The organism is Pseudomonas sp. 2FG (assembly GCF_005502935.1).
Classification (GTDB): Bacteria; Pseudomonadota; Gammaproteobacteria; order Pseudomonadales; family Pseudomonadaceae; genus Aquipseudomonas.
Genome location: NZ_SCMP01000005.1, coordinates 230692 through 248694, shown reverse-complemented (window position 1 = coordinate 248694; position 18003 = coordinate 230692). Strand labels below are relative to the sequence as shown.

14 protein-coding genes are annotated in these 18003 nt (G+C 62.7%); 3 read left to right on the top strand and 11 right to left on the bottom strand.

From position 1 onward, the window contains the following. Positions 1–67: 67 nt before the first annotated feature. From FFS13_RS07795 to FFS13_RS07780, 4 genes are all read right to left on the bottom strand, one after another. Positions 68–847, bottom strand: coding sequence for an ABC transporter substrate-binding protein (locus FFS13_RS07795; RefSeq protein ID WP_137818519.1), 780 nt, complete (start codon positions 845–847; stop codon positions 68–70). 596 nt (positions 848–1443) lie between these two features. Next, complete coding sequence (acs, locus tag FFS13_RS07790) at positions 1444–3399, bottom strand: acetate--CoA ligase (protein ID WP_137818518.1); 1956 nt, start codon at positions 3397–3399, stop codon at positions 1444–1446. Positions 3400–3710: 311 nt separating this feature from the next. After that, positions 3711–4289, bottom strand: a complete 579-nt coding sequence (locus FFS13_RS07785) for a hypothetical protein (RefSeq protein ID WP_137818517.1) — start codon at positions 4287–4289, stop codon at positions 3711–3713. A 117-nt stretch (positions 4290–4406) separates the two neighbouring features. Continuing rightward, positions 4407–5960, bottom strand: coding sequence for a sigma-54-dependent transcriptional regulator (locus FFS13_RS07780; protein ID WP_137818516.1), 1554 nt, complete (start codon positions 5958–5960; stop codon positions 4407–4409). 272 nt (positions 5961–6232) lie between these two features. Between FFS13_RS07780 and phhA the strand changes: the two genes are divergently transcribed. From phhA to FFS13_RS07765, 3 genes are all read left to right on the top strand, one after another. Continuing rightward, the gene (gene phhA / locus FFS13_RS07775; RefSeq protein ID WP_137818515.1) at positions 6233–7021 is read left to right on the top strand and encodes a phenylalanine 4-monooxygenase; all 789 of its coding nucleotides are present in this window, start codon (positions 6233–6235) and stop codon (positions 7019–7021) included. A 161-nt stretch (positions 7022–7182) separates the two neighbouring features. Beyond that, positions 7183–7554 carry a 4a-hydroxytetrahydrobiopterin dehydratase gene (locus FFS13_RS07770; protein WP_137818514.1) on the top strand — a complete coding sequence of 124 codons (372 nt, stop codon included), beginning with the start codon at positions 7183–7185 and terminating at the stop codon, positions 7552–7554. Further along, positions 7551–8747, top strand: coding sequence for an amino acid aminotransferase (locus FFS13_RS07765; protein WP_137818513.1), 1197 nt, complete (start codon positions 7551–7553; stop codon positions 8745–8747). Before FFS13_RS07770 ends, FFS13_RS07765 begins: the two co-directional genes overlap by 4 nt. 194 nt (positions 8748–8941) lie before the next feature. Here the strand turns inward: FFS13_RS07765 and arfB are convergent, their stop codons facing one another. From arfB to FFS13_RS07730, 7 genes are all read right to left on the bottom strand, one after another. Further along, the gene (arfB, locus tag FFS13_RS07760) at positions 8942–9355 is read right to left on the bottom strand and encodes an alternative ribosome rescue aminoacyl-tRNA hydrolase ArfB (protein WP_137818512.1); all 414 of its coding nucleotides are present in this window, start codon (positions 9353–9355) and stop codon (positions 8942–8944) included. A gap of 172 nt (positions 9356–9527) precedes the next feature. After that, complete coding sequence (locus tag FFS13_RS07755) at positions 9528–10952, bottom strand: amino acid permease (RefSeq protein ID WP_137818511.1); 1425 nt, start codon at positions 10950–10952, stop codon at positions 9528–9530. A gap of 108 nt (positions 10953–11060) precedes the next feature. Beyond that, on the bottom strand, positions 11061–11702 hold the full coding sequence (gene maiA / locus FFS13_RS07750) for a maleylacetoacetate isomerase (protein ID WP_137818510.1): 642 nt from the start codon (positions 11700–11702) through the stop codon (positions 11061–11063). A 101-nt stretch (positions 11703–11803) separates the two neighbouring features. Then, complete coding sequence (locus FFS13_RS07745; RefSeq protein ID WP_137818509.1) at positions 11804–12787, bottom strand: fumarylacetoacetate hydrolase family protein; 984 nt, start codon at positions 12785–12787, stop codon at positions 11804–11806. 74 nt (positions 12788–12861) lie between these two features. Continuing rightward, entirely contained in the window at positions 12862–14001 is a 1140-nt protein-coding gene (locus FFS13_RS07740) for a homogentisate 1,2-dioxygenase (protein WP_137818508.1), read from the bottom strand. Between the two features lie 83 nt (positions 14002–14084). Then, on the bottom strand, positions 14085–15179 hold the full coding sequence (gene hppD / locus FFS13_RS07735) for a 4-hydroxyphenylpyruvate dioxygenase (RefSeq protein WP_137818507.1): 1095 nt from the start codon (positions 15177–15179) through the stop codon (positions 14085–14087). 240 nt (positions 15180–15419) lie between these two features. Further along, entirely contained in the window at positions 15420–17903 is a 2484-nt protein-coding gene (locus tag FFS13_RS07730) for an EAL domain-containing protein (RefSeq protein ID WP_137818506.1), read from the bottom strand. Positions 17904–18003 lie beyond the last annotated feature (100 nt).

Genomic DNA, 18003 nt, shown 5'->3' with positions numbered 1-18003 from the left:
GTCGGTGGACTTCAGCAAGAAGTACTACAACTACCCCCCCCGGCTATGCCACCTTCAGAGAAAGCGATTACTCGCCGTAGATATCGAACTGGAAGTACTTGTCCTGCACGGCCTTGTACTTGCCATTGGCGCGGATCGCATCGATGGCCGCACTGAATTTGTCGGCCAGCGCCTTGTCGCCCTTGCGCACCGCGATACCGGCGCCCTCACCGAAGTATTTCTTCTCGGTGATAGCCGGGCCGACCAACGCGAAGCCCTTGCCGGCATCGGTCTTGAGGAAGCCGTCGTCGATGTTCACGGCATCGGCCAGGGTGGCATCTACACGGCCGGCGGCCAGATCCAGGAACACTTCGTTCTGCGAACTGTAACGCACCACCTCGATGCCCGCCGGAGCAAAGGTCTCGCTGGCATAGCGGTCGTAAATGGAAGAGCGCTGCACACCGACCTTCTTGCCTTTCAGATCGACCAACGGGTCGTTCAGTACGGCGCCGGTCTTCATCGCCAGCCTGGCGGGGGAGTTGTAGTACTTCTTGCTGAAGTCCACCGACTTCAGACGGTCTTCGGTGATGTTCATCGAGGACAGCACGGCGTCGAATTTACGGACTTTCAGAGCTGGGATCAGACCATCGAACTCCTGCTCGATCCACTGGCACTTGACCTTCATCTCTTCGCACAGCGCGTTACCGATGTCGTAGTCAAAACCGGTGATAGCGCCGTCTGGCGTCTTGCTGGCAAAAGGTGGGTAAGCCGCCTCGATACCGATACGCAGCGGCTTGGCATCGTCGGCCATGGCCAGCGACGACAGGACGGACAGCGCCAGGGCGCCGAGAAGCGCGATCTTCTTCATCTTATGACTCCTTCGAGTGGGTGTGGCTTCTGTTGGCAGAGTTGGAGATCGCCCAGGCCGTCCGTGAAGTATAGAAAGAGTCACCGTCCTTGCAGTGCGCTAGGCGGCATGCAAGAGGCTACGGCTGGGTGAGCGGCATTCTAACGACAGCCCAAAAGCCGATATTTCTCCAATGCGACAACTAGTTACAAAAGGCTCCGGCAGCCTTGCCAGGCATATTGACAGGCACTCTAAAACCTGGAGCACCAGAAAGAATTGATAACCCATGACAAAGGCAATAATCGCGCCATATTTTGCAAAACCCTTATATTTCGGCACTTTCAGCACATCTAAAGATTCTCAACCAGCCTAAACAAGCAGCCAAACAGCGCAAGCTGTTTCCGTACACCCCGCCAAAGTGCGCGCTGTTACCCAGCGTGTTACGTCCACCAAGCCCTTCGCTCAGCCGTGCAAGCCAGCCCATAAAGCCGATATCAATCCCCATCAATCGGCGTTTTATGGCTCGAGTCGGCAGACTGCGAGACAACCACCAAGGCCGAAACGAAAAGGCCCTGCCCCAGCTTGTGACTGGAGCAGGGCCTGGTAACAGCTGCCTTTTAGGCGGCCTGCATACTGCGGTGTGTGTCGATCAGGTGTTGCACCACACCGGGATCGGCCAGGGTGGAGATGTCGCCGAGCCCCTCATACTCGGCGGTGGCAATCTTGCGCAGGATGCGGCGCATGATCTTGCCCGAGCGAGTCTTTGGCAGCCCCGGTGCCCACTGGATCACGTCCGGTGCGGCGATCGGGCCGATTTCCTTGCGCACCCACTGCTTGAGTTCCTGACGCAGCGTTTCGCTCGGCTCTTCGCCACTGTTGAGGGTGACGTAGACATAGATGCCCTGACCCTTGATGTCGTGCGGCATGCCGACCACCGCGGCTTCCGCCACTTTCGGGTGGGCGACCATGGCGCTCTCGATCTCGGCGGTGCCCATACGGTGCCCCGACACATTCAATACGTCATCGACCCGACCGGTGATCCAGTAATAACCGTCCTCGTCGCGCCGCGCACCGTCGCCGGTGAAGTACATGCCCTTGAAGGTCTTGAAGTAGGTGTCGACGAAGCGCTCATGGTCGCCGTACAGGGTGCGCGCCTGGCCCGGCCAGGAGTCGATGATCACCAGGTTACCCTCGGCCGCGCCCTCGATCAGGTTGCCGAGGCTATCCACCAGGGCCGGCTGCACGCCGAAGAACGGCCGCGTCGCCGAACCCGGCTTGAGCGCGGTAGCGCCCGGTAGCGGGCTGATGAGGATGCCGCCGGTCTCGGTCTGCCACCAGGTATCGACGATCGGGCAGCGCTGCTGGCCCACGGTGTTGTAGTACCAGTGCCAGGCTTCCGGATTGATCGGCTCACCGACCGAGCCGAGCAGACGCAGGCTGGAGCCGTCGGCGCCCTGCACGGCCGCATCGCCCTGGGCCATCATGGCGCGGATGGCGGTCGGCGCGGTGTAGAGAATATTGACCTTATGCTTGTCGATGATCTTGGAAATGCGGGTGACGTCCGGGTAGTTCGGAATGCCCTCGAACAGCAAGGTGGTCGCGCCATTGGCCAGCGGCCCGTAGACGATGTAACTGTGGCCGGTGACCCAACCCACATCCGCGGTACACCAGTAAACGTCGCCCGGCTTATAGTCGAACACCCGCTCATGGGTCAGCGCGGCGTACACCAGGTAACCGCCGGTGGTGTGCTGAACGCCTTTCGGTTTGCCGGTCGAGCCCGAGGTGTAGAGGATAAACAGCGGATCTTCGGCACCCATTTCCTTGGGCGCGCAGTGGCTAGAGGCGACCGCCATCAGCTCCTCGTACCAGACGTCGCGATGCGGGTTCCACTTGATGTCGGCCCCGGTGCGCTTGCAGACGATGAGCTTCTGCACGCTGCTGGTTTCCGGATTGGTCAGCGCGTCGTCGACGTTGGCTTTCAGCGGTGTTTTCTTGCCGCCGCGCAGACCTTCATCGGCGGTGATGACGATCTTCGACTTGCAGTCGATGATCCGCCCGGCCAGCGCTTCCGGCGAGAAGCCGCCGAACACCACCGAATGCACGGCACCGATACGGGTGCAGGCGAGCATCGCCACCACCGCTTCCGGAATCATCGGCATATAGATGGTCACCACATCGCCGCGATGCACGTCCTGGCCGCGCAGGGCGTTGGCGAATTTGCAGACCTGCTCGTGCAGTTCACGGTAGGTGATGTGCTTGTGTTCCGAGGGGTCGTCGCCTTCCCAGATGATCGCCACCTGATCGCCACGCTCGGCCAAATGCCGATCCAGGCAGTTGGCCGAGACGTTGAGGGTGCCGTCGGCGAACCATTGGATATCAACGTGGTGGTCGTCGAAAGAGGTCTGCTTGACCTTGCTAAAGGGCTTGATCCAGTCGAGGCGCTGCGCCTGTTCGCGCCAGAAGCCATCGGGATTGATCACCGATTGCTGGTACAGGGCTTTGTAGCTGGCCTCATCGGTCAGCGACTGAGCCGCCACCTCGGGACGCACGGGATACAGGGAAGCAGCACTCATCGGAAAATACCTCAGCGGGCAGTTGTTGTTTTATGGCGCCTTTTGTAGCTGCTGCGTCCCTCAATAACCATTCGACCATGGTCTTACCAGTCGTAGCACCCGGTAGGCGGCGCGCCCACGCGCCCTTGCCCCAGCATCGCAGCCACGGCCGCTCACAAATCAGCTTGGCGCCCTGCGAGCCCCAAACTAAAAAGGGCGACCCTAAGGTCGCCCAGTCAATCATTCCGAGAGAGAAACACCTAGACACTGGCGCCCTGAAGAACGGGTTCCAGACGGTGTCGCTGCATCCCTGTTCGGCCTAGACGGACAGCCTATGAAGCAGCGGACCGCTCACCCTCCTCCTCGCCCACAGCACCCGCCGCACTGGCGACTGTGAAAGCCACGGCGCAGGCCAGCAACGAGAACACCGCAAAAGTGCCCATCACATACAGGTAAGGCAACACATGATTCCACGCTCGAGCCACGCCCAGGAAAGCGGCGAATAGCCAGCCGCTCATGGAGAGCGCGCCCAAGAGAGCAAGGCGGGTACGGGCGGAACTGTGCAACAAGACGAAGGGAGCCTTTTGCAGCAGGGGGAAACCGACTCGATGCAGCAACGCGCCGTTCAGGCTAAGCAGCGCAACAACAGTCACCTTCGCCCAGAGCTTCTGATTGAGCAGATACGTGGCCCCCTCATTGAGGTAACCCTGGAGCACCAACAGCAGGCCACTTCCCCAAAGAGCCAGCAGCGCCAGGGTGACGATCTTCTGAGTTTCCTCGAGATACTCACGCTGCGCCTGATCCAACGCCTCCCTGCGCCAACCCCAGAGCTTGTGATCGGCCTGCAGCACCCGCCCCAGGGCAATACAAGTGGCGAGCAGATGGCCGTATACGAGTAGCATTTTAAGCATTGCATTAACCTTATTTTTATCAGGGATGACTATGCATTCCCTACAACGAAAAACCGAAGGCGAATGATACGTCCTATCATTTGTAACAACAAGTTGCCTTACCGACCGCTGCGCGACTCAGACCTTACCCACTTCATGCTGACGCAACTTATTGGCGATGGTGGTATGCGACACACCGAGGCGCTTGCCCAGCTGACGACTGCTGGGGTACTCGGCATAGAGCCGCTCCAGCACGGCCTTTTCGAAACGCCCGAGAATCGCCTCCAGCCCGCCCTCGAGGGAGAAATCACCCAGCGGCTGCGGCGCGCCATAGTCCGGCAGGCGGATATGCTCGGGCTTGACCGTGCCGCCATCACAGAGCGAAACCGCCTGAAACAGCACGTTCTCCAACTGCCGTACATTGCCTGGCCAGTGGTAGTGATTGAGTCGCTCAAAGGCTTTCGGCGCCAGCTTGGGTAGCGGGCACCCGATCTGCCGGCTGGCCTGATCGAGAAAGTGCTCGGCCAACGGCGCCAACCCATCCAGGCATTCGCGCAGCGGCGGGATATGCAGGCTGAGTACGTTGAGGCGGTGGTAGAGATCCTGGCGGAACTCGCCTTTGGCACAGAGCTCGGAGAGATCCACCTGGGTCGCGCAGATGACCCGCACATCCAGGTACACCTCCTCGTCGCTACCGACCCGCCGGAAGCAGCCATCTTGCAGGAAACGCAGCAGCTTGGCCTGCAAGCGCGGGCTCATCTCGCCGACGCCATCGAGGAACAAGGTGCCGCCCGCGGTCAACTCCAGCAGGCCGAGCTTGCCCTCGGGACGAGCCCCTTCGAAGGCGCCCGGACCGTAGCCGAACAGCTCGGTCTCGGCCATGGATTCCGGCAGCCCGGCGCAGTTCAGCGCCATAAACGGCGACTGCCCGCGCGGACTGGCCAGGTGACAGGCGCGCGCCAACAGCTCCTTGCCGGTGCCGGTCTCGCCCTCGATCAGCAACGGCGCATCCAGCGGCGCCATCCGCCGGGCTTCGCGCACCACCGCGGCCATGACTTTCGAGCTCTGGAAGATGCTGTCGAAGCCGCGCAGCTCCTGCTTGCGCACATGGTAGATGCGCTCACCGACCCGGTCGGCGCGGTGCAGGGTCAACACCGCGCCGGCCAGGGCCTCGCTTTCGTCGTGCTCGGATTGCAGCGGGGCGATGTCGGCGAGAAACACATCGCCCTTGACCTTGACCCGCAGGCCATTGATCCGCGACTTGTTTGTCCGCACCAGCTCGGGCAAGTCGAAATCTTCGGCGTAGCGGGACAACGGAATCCCCGGCACCTCATCCACCCGCACCCCCAGCAACTGCGCCGCCGCACGGTTGGCCGCGACTATCGAGCCGCCCATGTCGATCGACAGCACCGGAAAATCCAGCGCGCCGAGCAAGGCATTCAACTCCAGATGACGGCGCTCGCTGGGCATCAAGCCGACGCGCTTGACCCCGAACACGCCGGGAATCGCCTCGAACTTGGCGCGCAGCGACTGGAACTGCAGGTTGATCAGGTTCGGGCAGTGCAGATAGATGGCGTTGCCCTGCTCGCCACCGACCTCGCCACGGGCGACGTTGATGCCGTACTCGACCAGCAGGTTGAGGATGTCGCGCAGGATGCCGACGCGGTTCTGGCAGTGGACTTTGATTCTCATCGTAAACGCCCTGTTATCGCTGCTGGTGGCGGGCTGGCGGTGCTTTTTTCGCAAAATCACCGCAGATTTTCGTCAAGAATATGTGACAGATGGCCGCACCAGCAAGGCTGAAATCCGCAACATCGCCAAGATCGTAACTATATCTTTACGAATTTATCGGTATTCCCTGCCGACCCGAGCCGCTAGCCGGCTGCGCAGCGCAACGCTCTGCGGTATTGCTAGGTCAACACAACAACAATGCGCTGCGGCATTGCGACCGCGCAGGAGACCGTATGAAAACCACGCAGTACGTGGCCCGCCAACCCGACGAGCACGGTTTTATCCATTACCCGGAAGCCGAGCATCAGGTGTGGAACACCTTGATCAGCCGCCAGTTGAAGGTGATCGAAGGCCGCGCCTGTCAGGAGTATTTGGACGGTATCGAGCAGATTGGCCTGCCCCATGAGCGCATCCCGCAACTCGGCGAGATCAACAAGGTGCTCGAGGCCAGCACCGGTTGGCGCGTGACGCGGGTGCCGGCGCTGATTCCGTTCGAGACCTTTTTCCAACTGCTGGCCAGCAAGCAATTCCCGGTCGCCACCTTTATCCGCTCGCCGGAGGAGCTGGACTACCTGCAAGAGCCGGACATTTTCCACGAGATCTTCGGCCACTGCCCGCTGCTGACCAACCCCTGGTTCGCCGAATTCACCCACGCCTATGGCAAGCTCGGCCTCCAGGCCAGCAAAGAGCAACGCGTCTACCTCGCCCGCCTGTACTGGATGACCATCGAGTTCGGCCTGGTCGACACTCCGCAGGGCCGCAAAATTTATGGCGGCGGCATCCTCTCCTCACCGAAGGAGACGCTCTACTGCCTGTCCGACCAGCCCGAGCACCAGGCCTTCGACCCTATCGAAGCGATGCGCACGCCTTACCGCATCGACATCCTGCAACCGCTGTATTTCGTGCTGCCGGAGCTTAAGCGGCTGTTCGAACTGGCCCATGAGGACATCATGGCGATGGTGCCCAAAGCCATGCAGCTAGGTTTGCACCCGGCGAAATTCCCGCCGAAACAGGCGGCCTGAACGATATCCGGACACGAATACCTGGACACGTAGGCTGGGTAGAGTCGCGTAGCGACGAAACCCAGCGCATAGCATCGAGCTGGGTTTCGCTACGCTCTACCCAGCCTACCTAGACTACCTAGACTACCTAGACAGCAAACGCCTACAAGAAGGAACCCACCATGACCGCTTTGACCCCCTCCGCTCTGAATCAGGCCCACTGCGAAGCCTGCCAAGCCGGAGCCCCGCAAGTCAGCGATGCCGAACTGCCCGAATTGCTGCGGCAGATTCCGGACTGGAATATCGAGGTTCGTGACGGCGTGATGCAGCTGGAAAAGCTCTTCCTGTTCAAGAACTTCAAGCAGGCCATGGCCTTCACCAACGCCGTCGGCGACATCTCCGAGGCAGAGGGCCATCACCCCGGCCTGCTGACCGAATGGGGCCAGGTCACCGTGACCTGGTGGAGCCACTCGATCAAAGGCCTGCACCGCAACGACTTCATCATGGCCGCCCGTACCGACGAGGTCGCGAAAACCGCGGAGGGGCGCAAGTGAAACACTTCCACGCGATCTCCCGCGTGCCCGGCGACCCGATTCTCGGCCTGATAGAGGCCTTTCGCGCCGACAGCAATCCGGCCAAGTTGGATCTCGGGGTTGGCGTGTACAAAGACCCCCAGGGTCATACGCCGATTTTGCGCGCGGTGAAGCTGGCCGAGCAGCGCTTGGTCGACAGCGAAACGACCAAGAGCTACATCGGCGGTCATGGCGATGCGCTGTTTACCTCTCGCCTGGCCGAACTGGTGCTCGGTGGCGACTCCGCACTGCTGCGCGAACAGCGCGCCGGCGCCACGCAAACACCGGGCGGCACCGGCGCTCTGCGCCTGACGGCGGACTTTATCGCCCGCTGCCTGCCGGGCCGTGGCATCTGGCTGAGCGACCCGACCTGGCCGATCCACGAAACGATCTTTGCCGCAGTTGGGCTCAAGGTCGGTCACTACCCCTACGTCGGCAGCGACAACTGCCTGAACGTCGAAGCCATGCTCGCCGCCCTCGGCCAGTTGCCGCTCGGCGACGTGGTGCTGCTGCACGCCTGCTGCCACAACCCGACCGGCTTCGACCTGTCGCACGACGACTGGCGCCGGGTGCTGGAGGTGGTGCGCGCCCGTGAGCTGTTGCCGCTGATCGACTTCGCCTATCAAGGCTTCGGCGATGGGCTGGACGACGACGCCTGGGCGGTACGGCTGTTCGCCCAAGAACTGCCGGAGCTGCTGATCACCAGCTCCTGCTCGAAGAACTTCGGCCTCTACCGCGAACGCACCGGCGCCTTGATCGTCTGCTGCGAAGATGCGGAAAAACTACTGGATGTGCGCAGCCAGCTGGCCTCCACCGCCCGCAACCTGTGGTCCACCCCGCCGGCCCATGGCGCTGCGGTGGTCGCGCAGATCCTCGACGACCAGGCCTTGAAAACCCTCTGGGTCGATGAAGTGGAAGGCATGCGTCGGCGCATCGCCGAACTGCGCCTGGGCTTGGTCGAAGCCCTGCAGCCTTATGGCCTGGCCGAACGCTTTGCACATATCGGCATCCAGCGCGGGATGTTCTCCTACACCGGCCTCACGCCCCAGCAGGTGCAGCGGCTGCGCGATGAATACAGCGTGTATATGGTCGGTTCCGGCCGTGCCAACGTGGCCGGGATCGATGCCAGCCGGCTCGACGACCTGGCCCGCGCCATCGCCCAGGTCTGCGACTGATCCGACGTAGGGTGGACATGGCGTCGGCCTTGTCCACCGCTCAAGGCGGCGGACAAACCGCAAGCGGTATGTCCGCCCTACCTCCCGGCGCACGGTCGAGCCCGTAGGGTGGATTCGCCGCAACGCGGCAATCCACCGCCACCACACAGCCCGAGGTGCATTGCCCTGCGGGCAAATGCACCCTACCGACAAACTCAGTAATCCACCTTGCCGCGCCCGGCCTTGATCGAGCCGCGCTGGCTCTTGCCTTCCAGCCGACGCTTCTTCGAGCCCAGGGTTGGCTTGGTCGGACGGCGGGCTTTTTCCACCTTGGCGGCACTCAGAATCAGCTCCTTTAGCCGCTCCAGCGCGTCCGCGCGGTTCTGTTCCTGAGTGCGGTACTGCTGCGCCTTGATCACCACCACGCCATCGCCGGTGATGCGGCTGTCGCGCAGCGCCAGCAGGCGTTCCTTGTAGAACGGCGGCAGCGACGAGGCGTTGATGTCGAAACGTAGGTGTAGCGCGCTGGAGACCTTATTAACGTTCTGCCCACCGGCACCCTGGGCGCGGATAGCGCTCAGCTCGACCTCGGCATCGGGCAGATGGACGTTGTTGGAAATCACCAGCATGACGAAAGCACATAAAAGGAAAGAGGCGGCCAGGATAACCCGAGCGCCTGCGCAAGCATTCATCCAATCCAACCCAACCCACAATCCCGCCCTGCTGAAACAACAAACCCGGCTCTAATAGCCGGGTTTGTTGTTTAGCGTACCGATCAAGTACCTGCCGACTGTTGCGCGGTTACTCGACTGCCGAACTGGCGCCGAACAGATCCGCCGTGGCTTTAGCTTTGGACAGCTTGAGGCGGTAGCAACCCCACATAAACACCAGCCAGAACGGAATCGCGTAGACCGACACCTGGATCCCAGGGATCAGCAGCATGACGCCGAGGATGAACAGCACGAAGGCCAGGCACAGGTAGTTGCCGAAGGGGTACCAGAAGGCACGGAACCCCGTGCGCACAGCATCGCGATCCATGCGCTGGCGGAACTTCAGGTGCGAATAGCTGATCATCGCCCAGTTGATCACCAGCGCCGCCACCACCAGCGACATCAGCAGTTCCAGCGCATTCTGCGGCACCAGGTAGTTGACCACCACGGCGAGGAAGGTCACCAGCGCCGAGAGCACCAGCGCACGCACCGGCACGCCGCGCTTGTCGACCTTGGCCAGCGACTTCGGCGCATCGCCCTGCTCGGCCAGGCCCAGGAGCATGCGACCGTTGCAGTAGGTGCCGCTGTTGTAGACCGACAGCGCGGCGGTGAGCACCACGAAGTTGAGGATGTGCGCGGCGGTATCGCTACCCAGCAGCGAGAACACCTGGACGAACGGGCTGCCGCTGTAGGGGTCACCGGCACTGTTGATGCTCTGCAGCAGGGCATCCCAGGGAGTCAGAGAGAGCAGCACGACCAGCGCGCCGACGTAGAAGATCAGAATGCGGTAGATCACCTGGTTGATCGCTTTCGGGATCACGGTTTTCGGCTGGTCGGCCTCGGCCGCGGTGAAACCGAGCATCTCCAGGCCACCGAAGGAGAACATGATGAAGGCCATCGCCATCACCAGACCTTCGAGCCCGTTGGGGAAGAAGCCGCCATGTTCCCACAGGTTGCTCACCGCGGCCTGCTCGCCGCCGGCGCCGCTGAACAGCAGGTAGCAGCCGAGCACTATCATGCCGATGATCGCCACCACCTTGATCATGGCGAACCAGAACTCCGCCTCGCCGAACAGCTTGACGTTGGCCAGGTTGATCGCGTTGACCATGACGAAGAACACCGCCGCGGTGGCCCAGGTCGGGACATCCGGCCACCAGTAATGAATGTACTTGCCGACCGCGGTCAGCTCCGACATACCCACCAGGATGTACAGCACCCAGCAGTTCCAGCCCGAGAGGAAGCCGGCGAAACCGCCCCAGTACTTGTGGGCAAAATGGCTGAAGGAGCCGGCTACCGGCTCTTCGACGATCATTTCACCAAGCTGGCGCATGATCAGGAAGGCGATAAAACCGCAGATGGCGTAGCCGAGGATCATCGACGGGCCGGCGGACTTGAGCACCCCGGCCGAGCCGAGGAACAAACCGGTGCCGATGGCGCCACCGAGGGCGATCAGCTGGATATGGCGATTCTTCAGGCCGCGTTTGAGCTCGCCTGAGTGAGGAGTGTCATGCTGCATTGGGACGTCACCTTTTGTTTTTATCTGTGACGGGATCGGACCCGCCGCGCTTGTGGTGCGGCGGAATTCAGCAAGGCGGGTAAGCCTTTGCAGTTAGTTGCGGACCCCTTACTGAGCGTCGGGCTGCACCTCCGGAGCGGCGTTCTTGAACGCATCGAGGGATTCACAGCGGGCGACCAGATCGAGGATGCGCGGGTACGCATTGAGGTCACAGTTAAAACGGCGCGCATTGTATACCTGCGGAATCAAGCAGGCCTCCAGATAGCCCGGCCGCTCGCCCAGTGACAGACGACCGGGCAAGCACAGCAGTCCCTGCTCCACGGCCGCCAGGCCGACGTCCACCCAGTGCCGATACCAGGTGTCTTTCGCCTCGTTCTCAACCCCCAAGGTGCCGGACAAGTATTGCAACACCCGCAGATTGTTCAGCGGGTGGATATCGCAGGCGATATGCAGCGCCAATGCGCGCACCTGCGCGCGCTGGGCCGGATCGCTCGGGAGCAGTGCCGGTTGCGGGTGGGTTTCTTCCAGGTATTCGAGAATCGCCAGGGACTGCGCGATCTTCGTCTGGCCATCGACCAGCAGCGGCACCAAACCCTGCGGATTCAGCGCCAGGTAGTCGGCCGCATGCTGCTGGCCGCCATCCTTGACCAGATGCACCGGCACTTGCTGGTAGGCCAGCCCCTTCAGGTTAAGCGCGATGCGCACCCGATAGGCGGCGCTGGAGCGCCAGTAGGAATAGAGCGTCAACATCGGTTTTCGTCCTTTGTCAGTGCTGTAGGGTGGAAAACCGCGAAGCGTTTTCCACCGGATGCTCGTTCACCCATTGGTGGATGTGAAAAACGACATCCACCCTACGCCTCGTAACGCTCCACCGCCTGCTCGATAGCGCCGAAGATGCTTTGCCCATGGGCGTCGAACATCTCGATACGCACCCGGTCACCGAACTTGAGGAACGGGGTTTTCGCCTCGCCGTGCTCGACGATTTCCAACATGCGTTTTTCGGCCAGGCAGCTGGAACCGGCGCTGCGGTCATAGTTCGACACGGTGCCGGAGCCGATGATGGTGCCGGTTCCCAGCGGCCGGGTCTTGGCGGCATGAGCGACCAGGGTCGGGAAGTTGAAGGTCATGTCGACGCCGGCATCCGGCTGGCCGAACAGCTGGCCGTTGATCTGCGAGACCAGCGGCCGATGCACCTTGCCCTCGCGCCAGGTATCGCCCAGCTCGTCCGGCGTCACCGCCACCGGCGAGAAACTGGAGGACGGCTTGCTCTGGTAGAAGCCGAAGCCCTTGGCCAGCTCGCCGGGAATCAGATTGCGCAGCGACACGTCGTTGACCAGCATCAGCAACTGAATGTGCGCGGCCGCTTCGGCCGCCGAGGCGCCCATCGGCACGTCGTCGGTGATCACCGCCAGCTCGGCCTCCAGGTCGATGCCCCAGGCCTCGTCGGCCATGCGAATCGGGCTGTGGGGCGGGATAAAGCTGTCCGCGCCGCCCTGATACATCAGCGGGTCATGCCAGAAGGATTCCGGCATCTCGGCGCCACGGGCCTTGCGCACCAGCTCGACGTGGTTGACGTAGGCACTGCCATCGGCCCAGTGATAGGCGCGCGGCAGCGGGCTGGCGCAGGCGCTCTGCTCGAAGGCGAAGGCGCCGGCTTCCAGGCCATCGTTCAGCCGCTGGTACACCGCGTCCAGCTGCGGGCGCTTGGCCGCCCAATCATCCAGTGCCGCCTGTAGGGTCGCAGCAATCGCCGGGACTTTCACCGCACGGCTGAGGTCGCGGGAGACCACGACCAGCACGCCGTCACGGCCTTGATTCAGAGAGGCGAGTTTCATAGTTCAACCTGTAGGGTGCGCCCTGCGCACCACTTGTCTGGGCGATGATCAAGGTGCGCACGGCGCACCCTACTTCAACTGTCTTTCCCTGGCGCACGCCAGGAGTTCACGTATTCGGGGACATCGACCTGCGCGGCGGCCGGGTCTATCTCCAGGGCGCGGCGGGTATCGATCATCACTGCCACCTCGTCGGCGAAGCTGGCCGGGGCGTCCTGGCTCTTCTTCAGCGCCTTCGGGTGCGGCCCGTGGGGGAAGCCGCAGGGGTGCAAGGTGACCATCCCGGCCTCGATGTTGTCGCGGCTGAAGAAGTTGCCACGGTGGTAAAACAGCACTTCGTCGTAGTCGTCGTTGTTGTGATAGAACGGCACCTTCAGCGCACCTGGGTCACTTTCGACCGGGCGCGGACAGAACGTGCAGACCACGAAGCCGTTGGCCACAAAGGTGGTGTGCGCCGACGGCGGCAGGTGGTAGCGATGGCTCATCAGCGGGCGGATATCCCGCCAGTTGAGACGCACCACGGTGTTGTCGCCATGCCAGCCGACCACGTCCAGCGGGTTATACGGATAGGTCACGGTGCTGATCTGGTTGCGCCGCTTGATGCGCACCTGCCAGGTGTTCTCGTCCTGCTGGGCCTTGAACGCGTCGTCGAGATGCGGATGGTCGAGCACCGCCGGATCGAAGATCGCATGGGGGCCAACCAGGCCCTTGTCCGGCAGTTGATAGGCACCGTCGGTGTTCTCGATCAGCAGCATAAAGGTCGGCTCACTGGCCTCGATGCGCCAGGCGGTGCCACGCGGCACCATCAGGTAATCGCCGTCGCGGAACTCCAGGTGGCCGAAGTCGCAGTAGAAGTGCCCCGCGCCCTCGTGGATGAACAGCAGGTCATCGCCGTCGCCGTTGCGTACCAGGTGGCGCATGGCGCCGTGGGTCTTCCACACCCGCAGCTTCATGTCGCCGTTATGCAGGGTGACCGGCGCTTCCAGCGGGCAATCGCGCTCGCTGGAGAGCTGGTTGAAGTTGAAGGCGTGGGGCCGCAACGGCCCCTGCCAATCGATCCAACCGGTGGGCGGGTGCTTGTGGTGCAGGTGCGAAGCCGGGCCGAAGAAACCTTCGCGGCCCATTTCCCGCTCGTAAGTGCCTGCCGGGAAATCGCAATGCGCCTGCCGTGAGCACTCGCCTTCACGCAGGGGGAAGCTGATCCATTTACGGCTCATGTCAGAACTCCATCGTAGGGTGCGCTGTGCGCACCATTACCTCGGCCCCGGTGCGCGCGGCGCACCCTACGCCAGGCACCAGGTCACTCGGCCTTGAGTACGCCGCGCTTGATCTGATCCTCCTCGATGGACTCGAACAAGGCCTTGAAATTGCCCTCGCCGAAGCCCTGATTGCCCTTGCGCTGGATGATCTCGAAGAAGATCGGGCCGATCACGGTATTGGTGAAAATCTGCAGCAGGATGCCGTCGTCACCCGGCGCGCCGTCGATCAGGATGTTCAGTTCGCGCAACACCTCGGTGGGCTCGCCGTGGCCGGCGACGCGCTGATCGACCTTGGCATAATAGGTGTCCGGCGTTTTCATGAAGTCCACACCGTTGGCGCGCAGCTTGCGCACGGTCGCGTAGATGTCTTCGCTGGCCAGGGCGATGTGCTGGATGCCCTCGCCGTGGTACTCGCGGATAAACTCTTCGATCTGCGATTTATCATCCGCCGATTCGTTGATCGGGATACGGATCTTGCCGCACGGCGCGGTCATGGCGCGCGACAGCAGGCCGGTGAGTTTGCCTTCGATATCGAAGTAACGGATCTCGCGGAAGTTGGCGATGCGCTCGTAGAAGCCGGACCAGACGTCCATCTGCCCACGCTTGACGTTGTGGGTCAGGTGATCCAGTTCCATCAGGCCGACCGCATTGTCCTGCGGCGTGCGGCCTTCGATGTACTCGAAGTCGACGTCGTAGATGCTCTTGTCGCTGCTCTCGTTGGGGTAGCGATCGACCAGGTACAGCAAGGAGCCGCCGATGCCCTCGACGCAGGGGATGTTCAGCTCGCCGAAGTTGGCGTGGCTGCCGACCAGTGTGGCGCCCTGGGCCTCGACATAGGCGGCCGCCTGGGCGGCATTCTTGACCCGGAAGGCCATGGCGCAGGCACTCGGGCCGTGCTTCTCGCCGAACTCACGGACATGGCCGGTGGGGCTGCCGTTGAGGACGAAATTGATGTCGTTCTGCTGGAACAGAAAGACTTCCTTGGAGCGGTGTTTGGCGGTTTCGGTGAAACCCATGGCGGTGAACAGCTCACGCAGCTGCTGAATGCCCTCGGGCGTCGGCGCGGTGTATTCGACGAATTCGAAACCGTCGGTACCAATCGGGTTGTGCTGCTCGATCTTGTTCACGGCGGTCATTGCGCCTCCTCGTTGTTGTTGTCGGCTCAGCGCTTGCTCGATACCAGCCAGACGCTGCGGATAGCCTCATAACAACCCTTGCCCGAGGGTCGGACAAGCGCAGTGCAGAGCCTTATCAGGGCTTGCGCGCGGCTCATATGGCAACTTTTCCTTACACTCCAGAAAAGTGGCGAGTGCCTCACTGCAGCGGCTTGTCATCCGTAACGATTATTTGCCAAAGCGGTGCGCTCGGCTGCCAGGTTAGTCGCCCTGAACGTACAGGTCGCCCACCGGCGGCTGTGCCGAGCCGTGCTCCAGGCTGGCATTGCCCGAGTCGCCTCTTAGCCTGTTATGGCTGGTGAACGGCTGCGGGCGGGCGATGGCATAACCCTGGGCATAGTCGACGCCCATCGCCCTCAGCGCCTGGATGATCTGCGGCGTTTCGACGAACTCGGCGATGGTGCGTTTGCCCATCACATGACCGATGTGGTTGATCGACTCGACCATGGCACGGTCGATCGGGTCGTCGAGCATGTCCTTGACGAAGCCGCCATCGATCTTCAGGTAGTCCACCGGCAAATGTTTGAGGTAGGTGAAGGAGGACATGCCGGCGCCGAAGTCATCGAGTGAGAAACGGCAGCCCAGCGCCTGCAGCTCGTTGATGAAGCGGGCGGCGCTGGCGAGGTTGGCGATGGCGCTGGTTTCGGTGATCTCGAAGCAGATCAGCTGCGCGGGAATCCTGTGCTGCTTGAACTGTTCGCACAGGAAGTCGAGGAAGGTCTCGTCGCCGAAGGTGGTGCCGGACAGGTTGATGGCGCAGGTGGCGATCGGCTCGGCCTGTGCCCCGGCCAGGCGCGCGGCGAGAATGCCGAAGGCGTTCTTCACCACCCAGCGGTCGATCAGCGGCATCAGGCCATAGCGTTCGGCGGCCGGAATGAAGCGGATCGGCGGCACCAGCTGGCCCTCCTCGTCGCGCAGCCGCAGCAGCAGTTCGAGATGGGTGCCGACACTCTCGCCCTGGCCGAGCCGGGCAATTTCCTGGGCGTACAGGCAGAAGCGCTCCTCCTCCAGCGCCTGATGGATGCGCTGCACCCAGGCCATCTCGCCGAAGCGCAGCGACAGCTCCGAATCCTCCGGGTGATAGAGCTGCACGCGGTTGCGGCCTTTTTCCTTGGCCATATAGCAGGCCAGGTCGGCCGCCCGCAGCGCCTCTGCCAACGTGGTCCGCGCCTGCGCGATATGCACCAGGCCAATGCTCACGCCGATGCTGAAGGAGCGCCCGCCCCAGACGAAGTGCAGGTCCTGCACGCTCAGGCGCAGCAGTTCGGCGATCTGGGCGGCCGGTTCGGCCGGGCAGTTTTCCAGGAGGATGCCGAATTCATCGCCGCCCAGCCGCGCCAGCGTGTCGCCTTCGCGCAGGCGCCGTTGCAGCAGGCTACAGACCTGGCGCAACAGCTGGTCGCCGGCGGCGTGGCCACAGGTGTCGTTGACCACCTTGAACTGGTCGAGATCGAGGAACATCAGCGCGTGCTGCCCCGGATGGCGGTCGAGCTTGCCCAGCGCCTGCTCCAGCCGATGTTCGAACTCGCGGCGGTTGGCCAGGCCGGTGAGCGCATCGTGCGACGCCTGCCAGGACAGGCTGGCAATGTACTGGCGCTCGCGCGTCATGTCATGGAGCACCAGCACCGCGCCAGCGATCTTGCCGTCGATCTGGATAGGCGCGCCGACCAGCGCAACGGCCACCGTGCTGCCATCGAGGCGGACCACCTGCTGCGCGTGGGCGCTGCCGCCGTCGATCTTGCCGTCGAGGATCTGCTCGATCAGCGTCAGGCCCTCCTGCTGGCTGTCCTCATCGACCAGGCGAAACAGCGACAGCAGCGGCAAGCCGCGGGCCTGCTCGGCCCGCCACGCGGTGAGCCGCTCGGCCGCCGGGTTCATGTACGCCATGCGCCCGGCGCTGTCGGTGCTGATCACCGCGTCGCCGATCGACGCCAGGGTGGTCTGCGCGCGTTCCTTTTCCGCGTGCAGCGCGTGCTCGAACGCCTGACGCTGAGCCAGCAGCTTGCTCGTGCGCAGCACCGCCAGCAGGATCAGGATGGCGGCGGTGGCCAGGTTGACCGCCAGCAGCAGCCGCTGGATGAAGCGCGAGCCTGCGCCGAGCGCGTCGGAAAAGGCCTTGGCGATCGGCGTGACGCCAGCGTTGAGGGCATGGATCTGCGCCTTCCAGCGGTTGATCTCATCGCTGCCGGCCAGGCCGCCGGCTATGCCGGCGTGCATCGTCGCGGCCACGTCGGTCAGCTCCAGCAGGTAGCGGTCGCCGACGACCCAGTGCTCGATGGCGTTCTCCAGATAGCTGAAGTGGCGGAAGTGGCGGAACAACCAGATCAGGTCGGGAATGTCCTGGGGATGGCTGCCACCCTGCCGAAAACCGGCGCGGGCCGCTGTCAGATCGGGGTCGGGACGCTCGAGCGCGAGCCGTGCGGCGTGATCGCCCAGCGGCACCGCGATGGCCGCCTGGTAGTCGCGGTAGTCGGCCTCGATGTGGCTATCGGCATACAGGTTGAGGTAGTAGACGGCGTCCTTCTGCCCCTTGGACCACAGGCTCTCGCCACCGACGTAGGCGCGCACCGAGGAGAGCAGATCCAGGCTCAAGCCCGCGAGCAACGCCTGCAGCAACACTATGGCGATAAAGGGCCAGATCAGCCCGAACAGGCGGGGTTTGTCGCGCATCCGTTTCTGCCTCATTGCATCCCGTCCTTATCCAGGCGAACGCCAAGCGATCGGGAGCCGTTCATACCAGCACGCCCCCCTTCCCGCTCTGCTCATGGTCCTCTTTCGCAGACTT

Coding starts and splice junctions, on each gene's coding strand:
- FFS13_RS07795 (WP_137818519.1), bottom strand. CDS start 847: ATGAAGAAGATCGCGCTTCTCGGCGCCCTGGCGCTGTCCGTCCTGTCG.
- acs (WP_137818518.1), bottom strand. CDS start 3,399: ATGAGTGCTGCTTCCCTGTATCCCGTGCGTCCCGAGGTGGCGGCTCAG.
- FFS13_RS07785 (WP_137818517.1), bottom strand. CDS start 4,289: ATGCTTAAAATGCTACTCGTATACGGCCATCTGCTCGCCACTTGTATT.
- FFS13_RS07780 (WP_137818516.1), bottom strand. CDS start 5,960: ATGAGAATCAAAGTCCACTGCCAGAACCGCGTCGGCATCCTGCGCGAC.
- phhA (WP_137818515.1), top strand. CDS start 6,233: ATGAAAACCACGCAGTACGTGGCCCGCCAACCCGACGAGCACGGTTTT.
- FFS13_RS07770 (WP_137818514.1), top strand. CDS start 7,183: ATGACCGCTTTGACCCCCTCCGCTCTGAATCAGGCCCACTGCGAAGCC.
- arfB (WP_137818512.1), bottom strand. CDS start 9,355: ATGCTGGTGATTTCCAACAACGTCCATCTGCCCGATGCCGAGGTCGAG.
- FFS13_RS07755 (WP_137818511.1), bottom strand. CDS start 10,952: ATGCAGCATGACACTCCTCACTCAGGCGAGCTCAAACGCGGCCTGAAG.
- maiA (WP_137818510.1), bottom strand. CDS start 11,702: ATGTTGACGCTCTATTCCTACTGGCGCTCCAGCGCCGCCTATCGGGTG.
- FFS13_RS07745 (WP_137818509.1), bottom strand. CDS start 12,787: ATGAAACTCGCCTCTCTGAATCAAGGCCGTGACGGCGTGCTGGTCGTG.
- FFS13_RS07740 (WP_137818508.1), bottom strand. CDS start 14,001: ATGAGCCGTAAATGGATCAGCTTCCCCCTGCGTGAAGGCGAGTGCTCA.
- hppD (WP_137818507.1), bottom strand. CDS start 15,179: ATGACCGCCGTGAACAAGATCGAGCAGCACAACCCGATTGGTACCGAC.
- FFS13_RS07730 (WP_137818506.1), bottom strand. CDS start 17,903: ATGAGGCAGAAACGGATGCGCGACAAACCCCGCCTGTTCGGGCTGATC.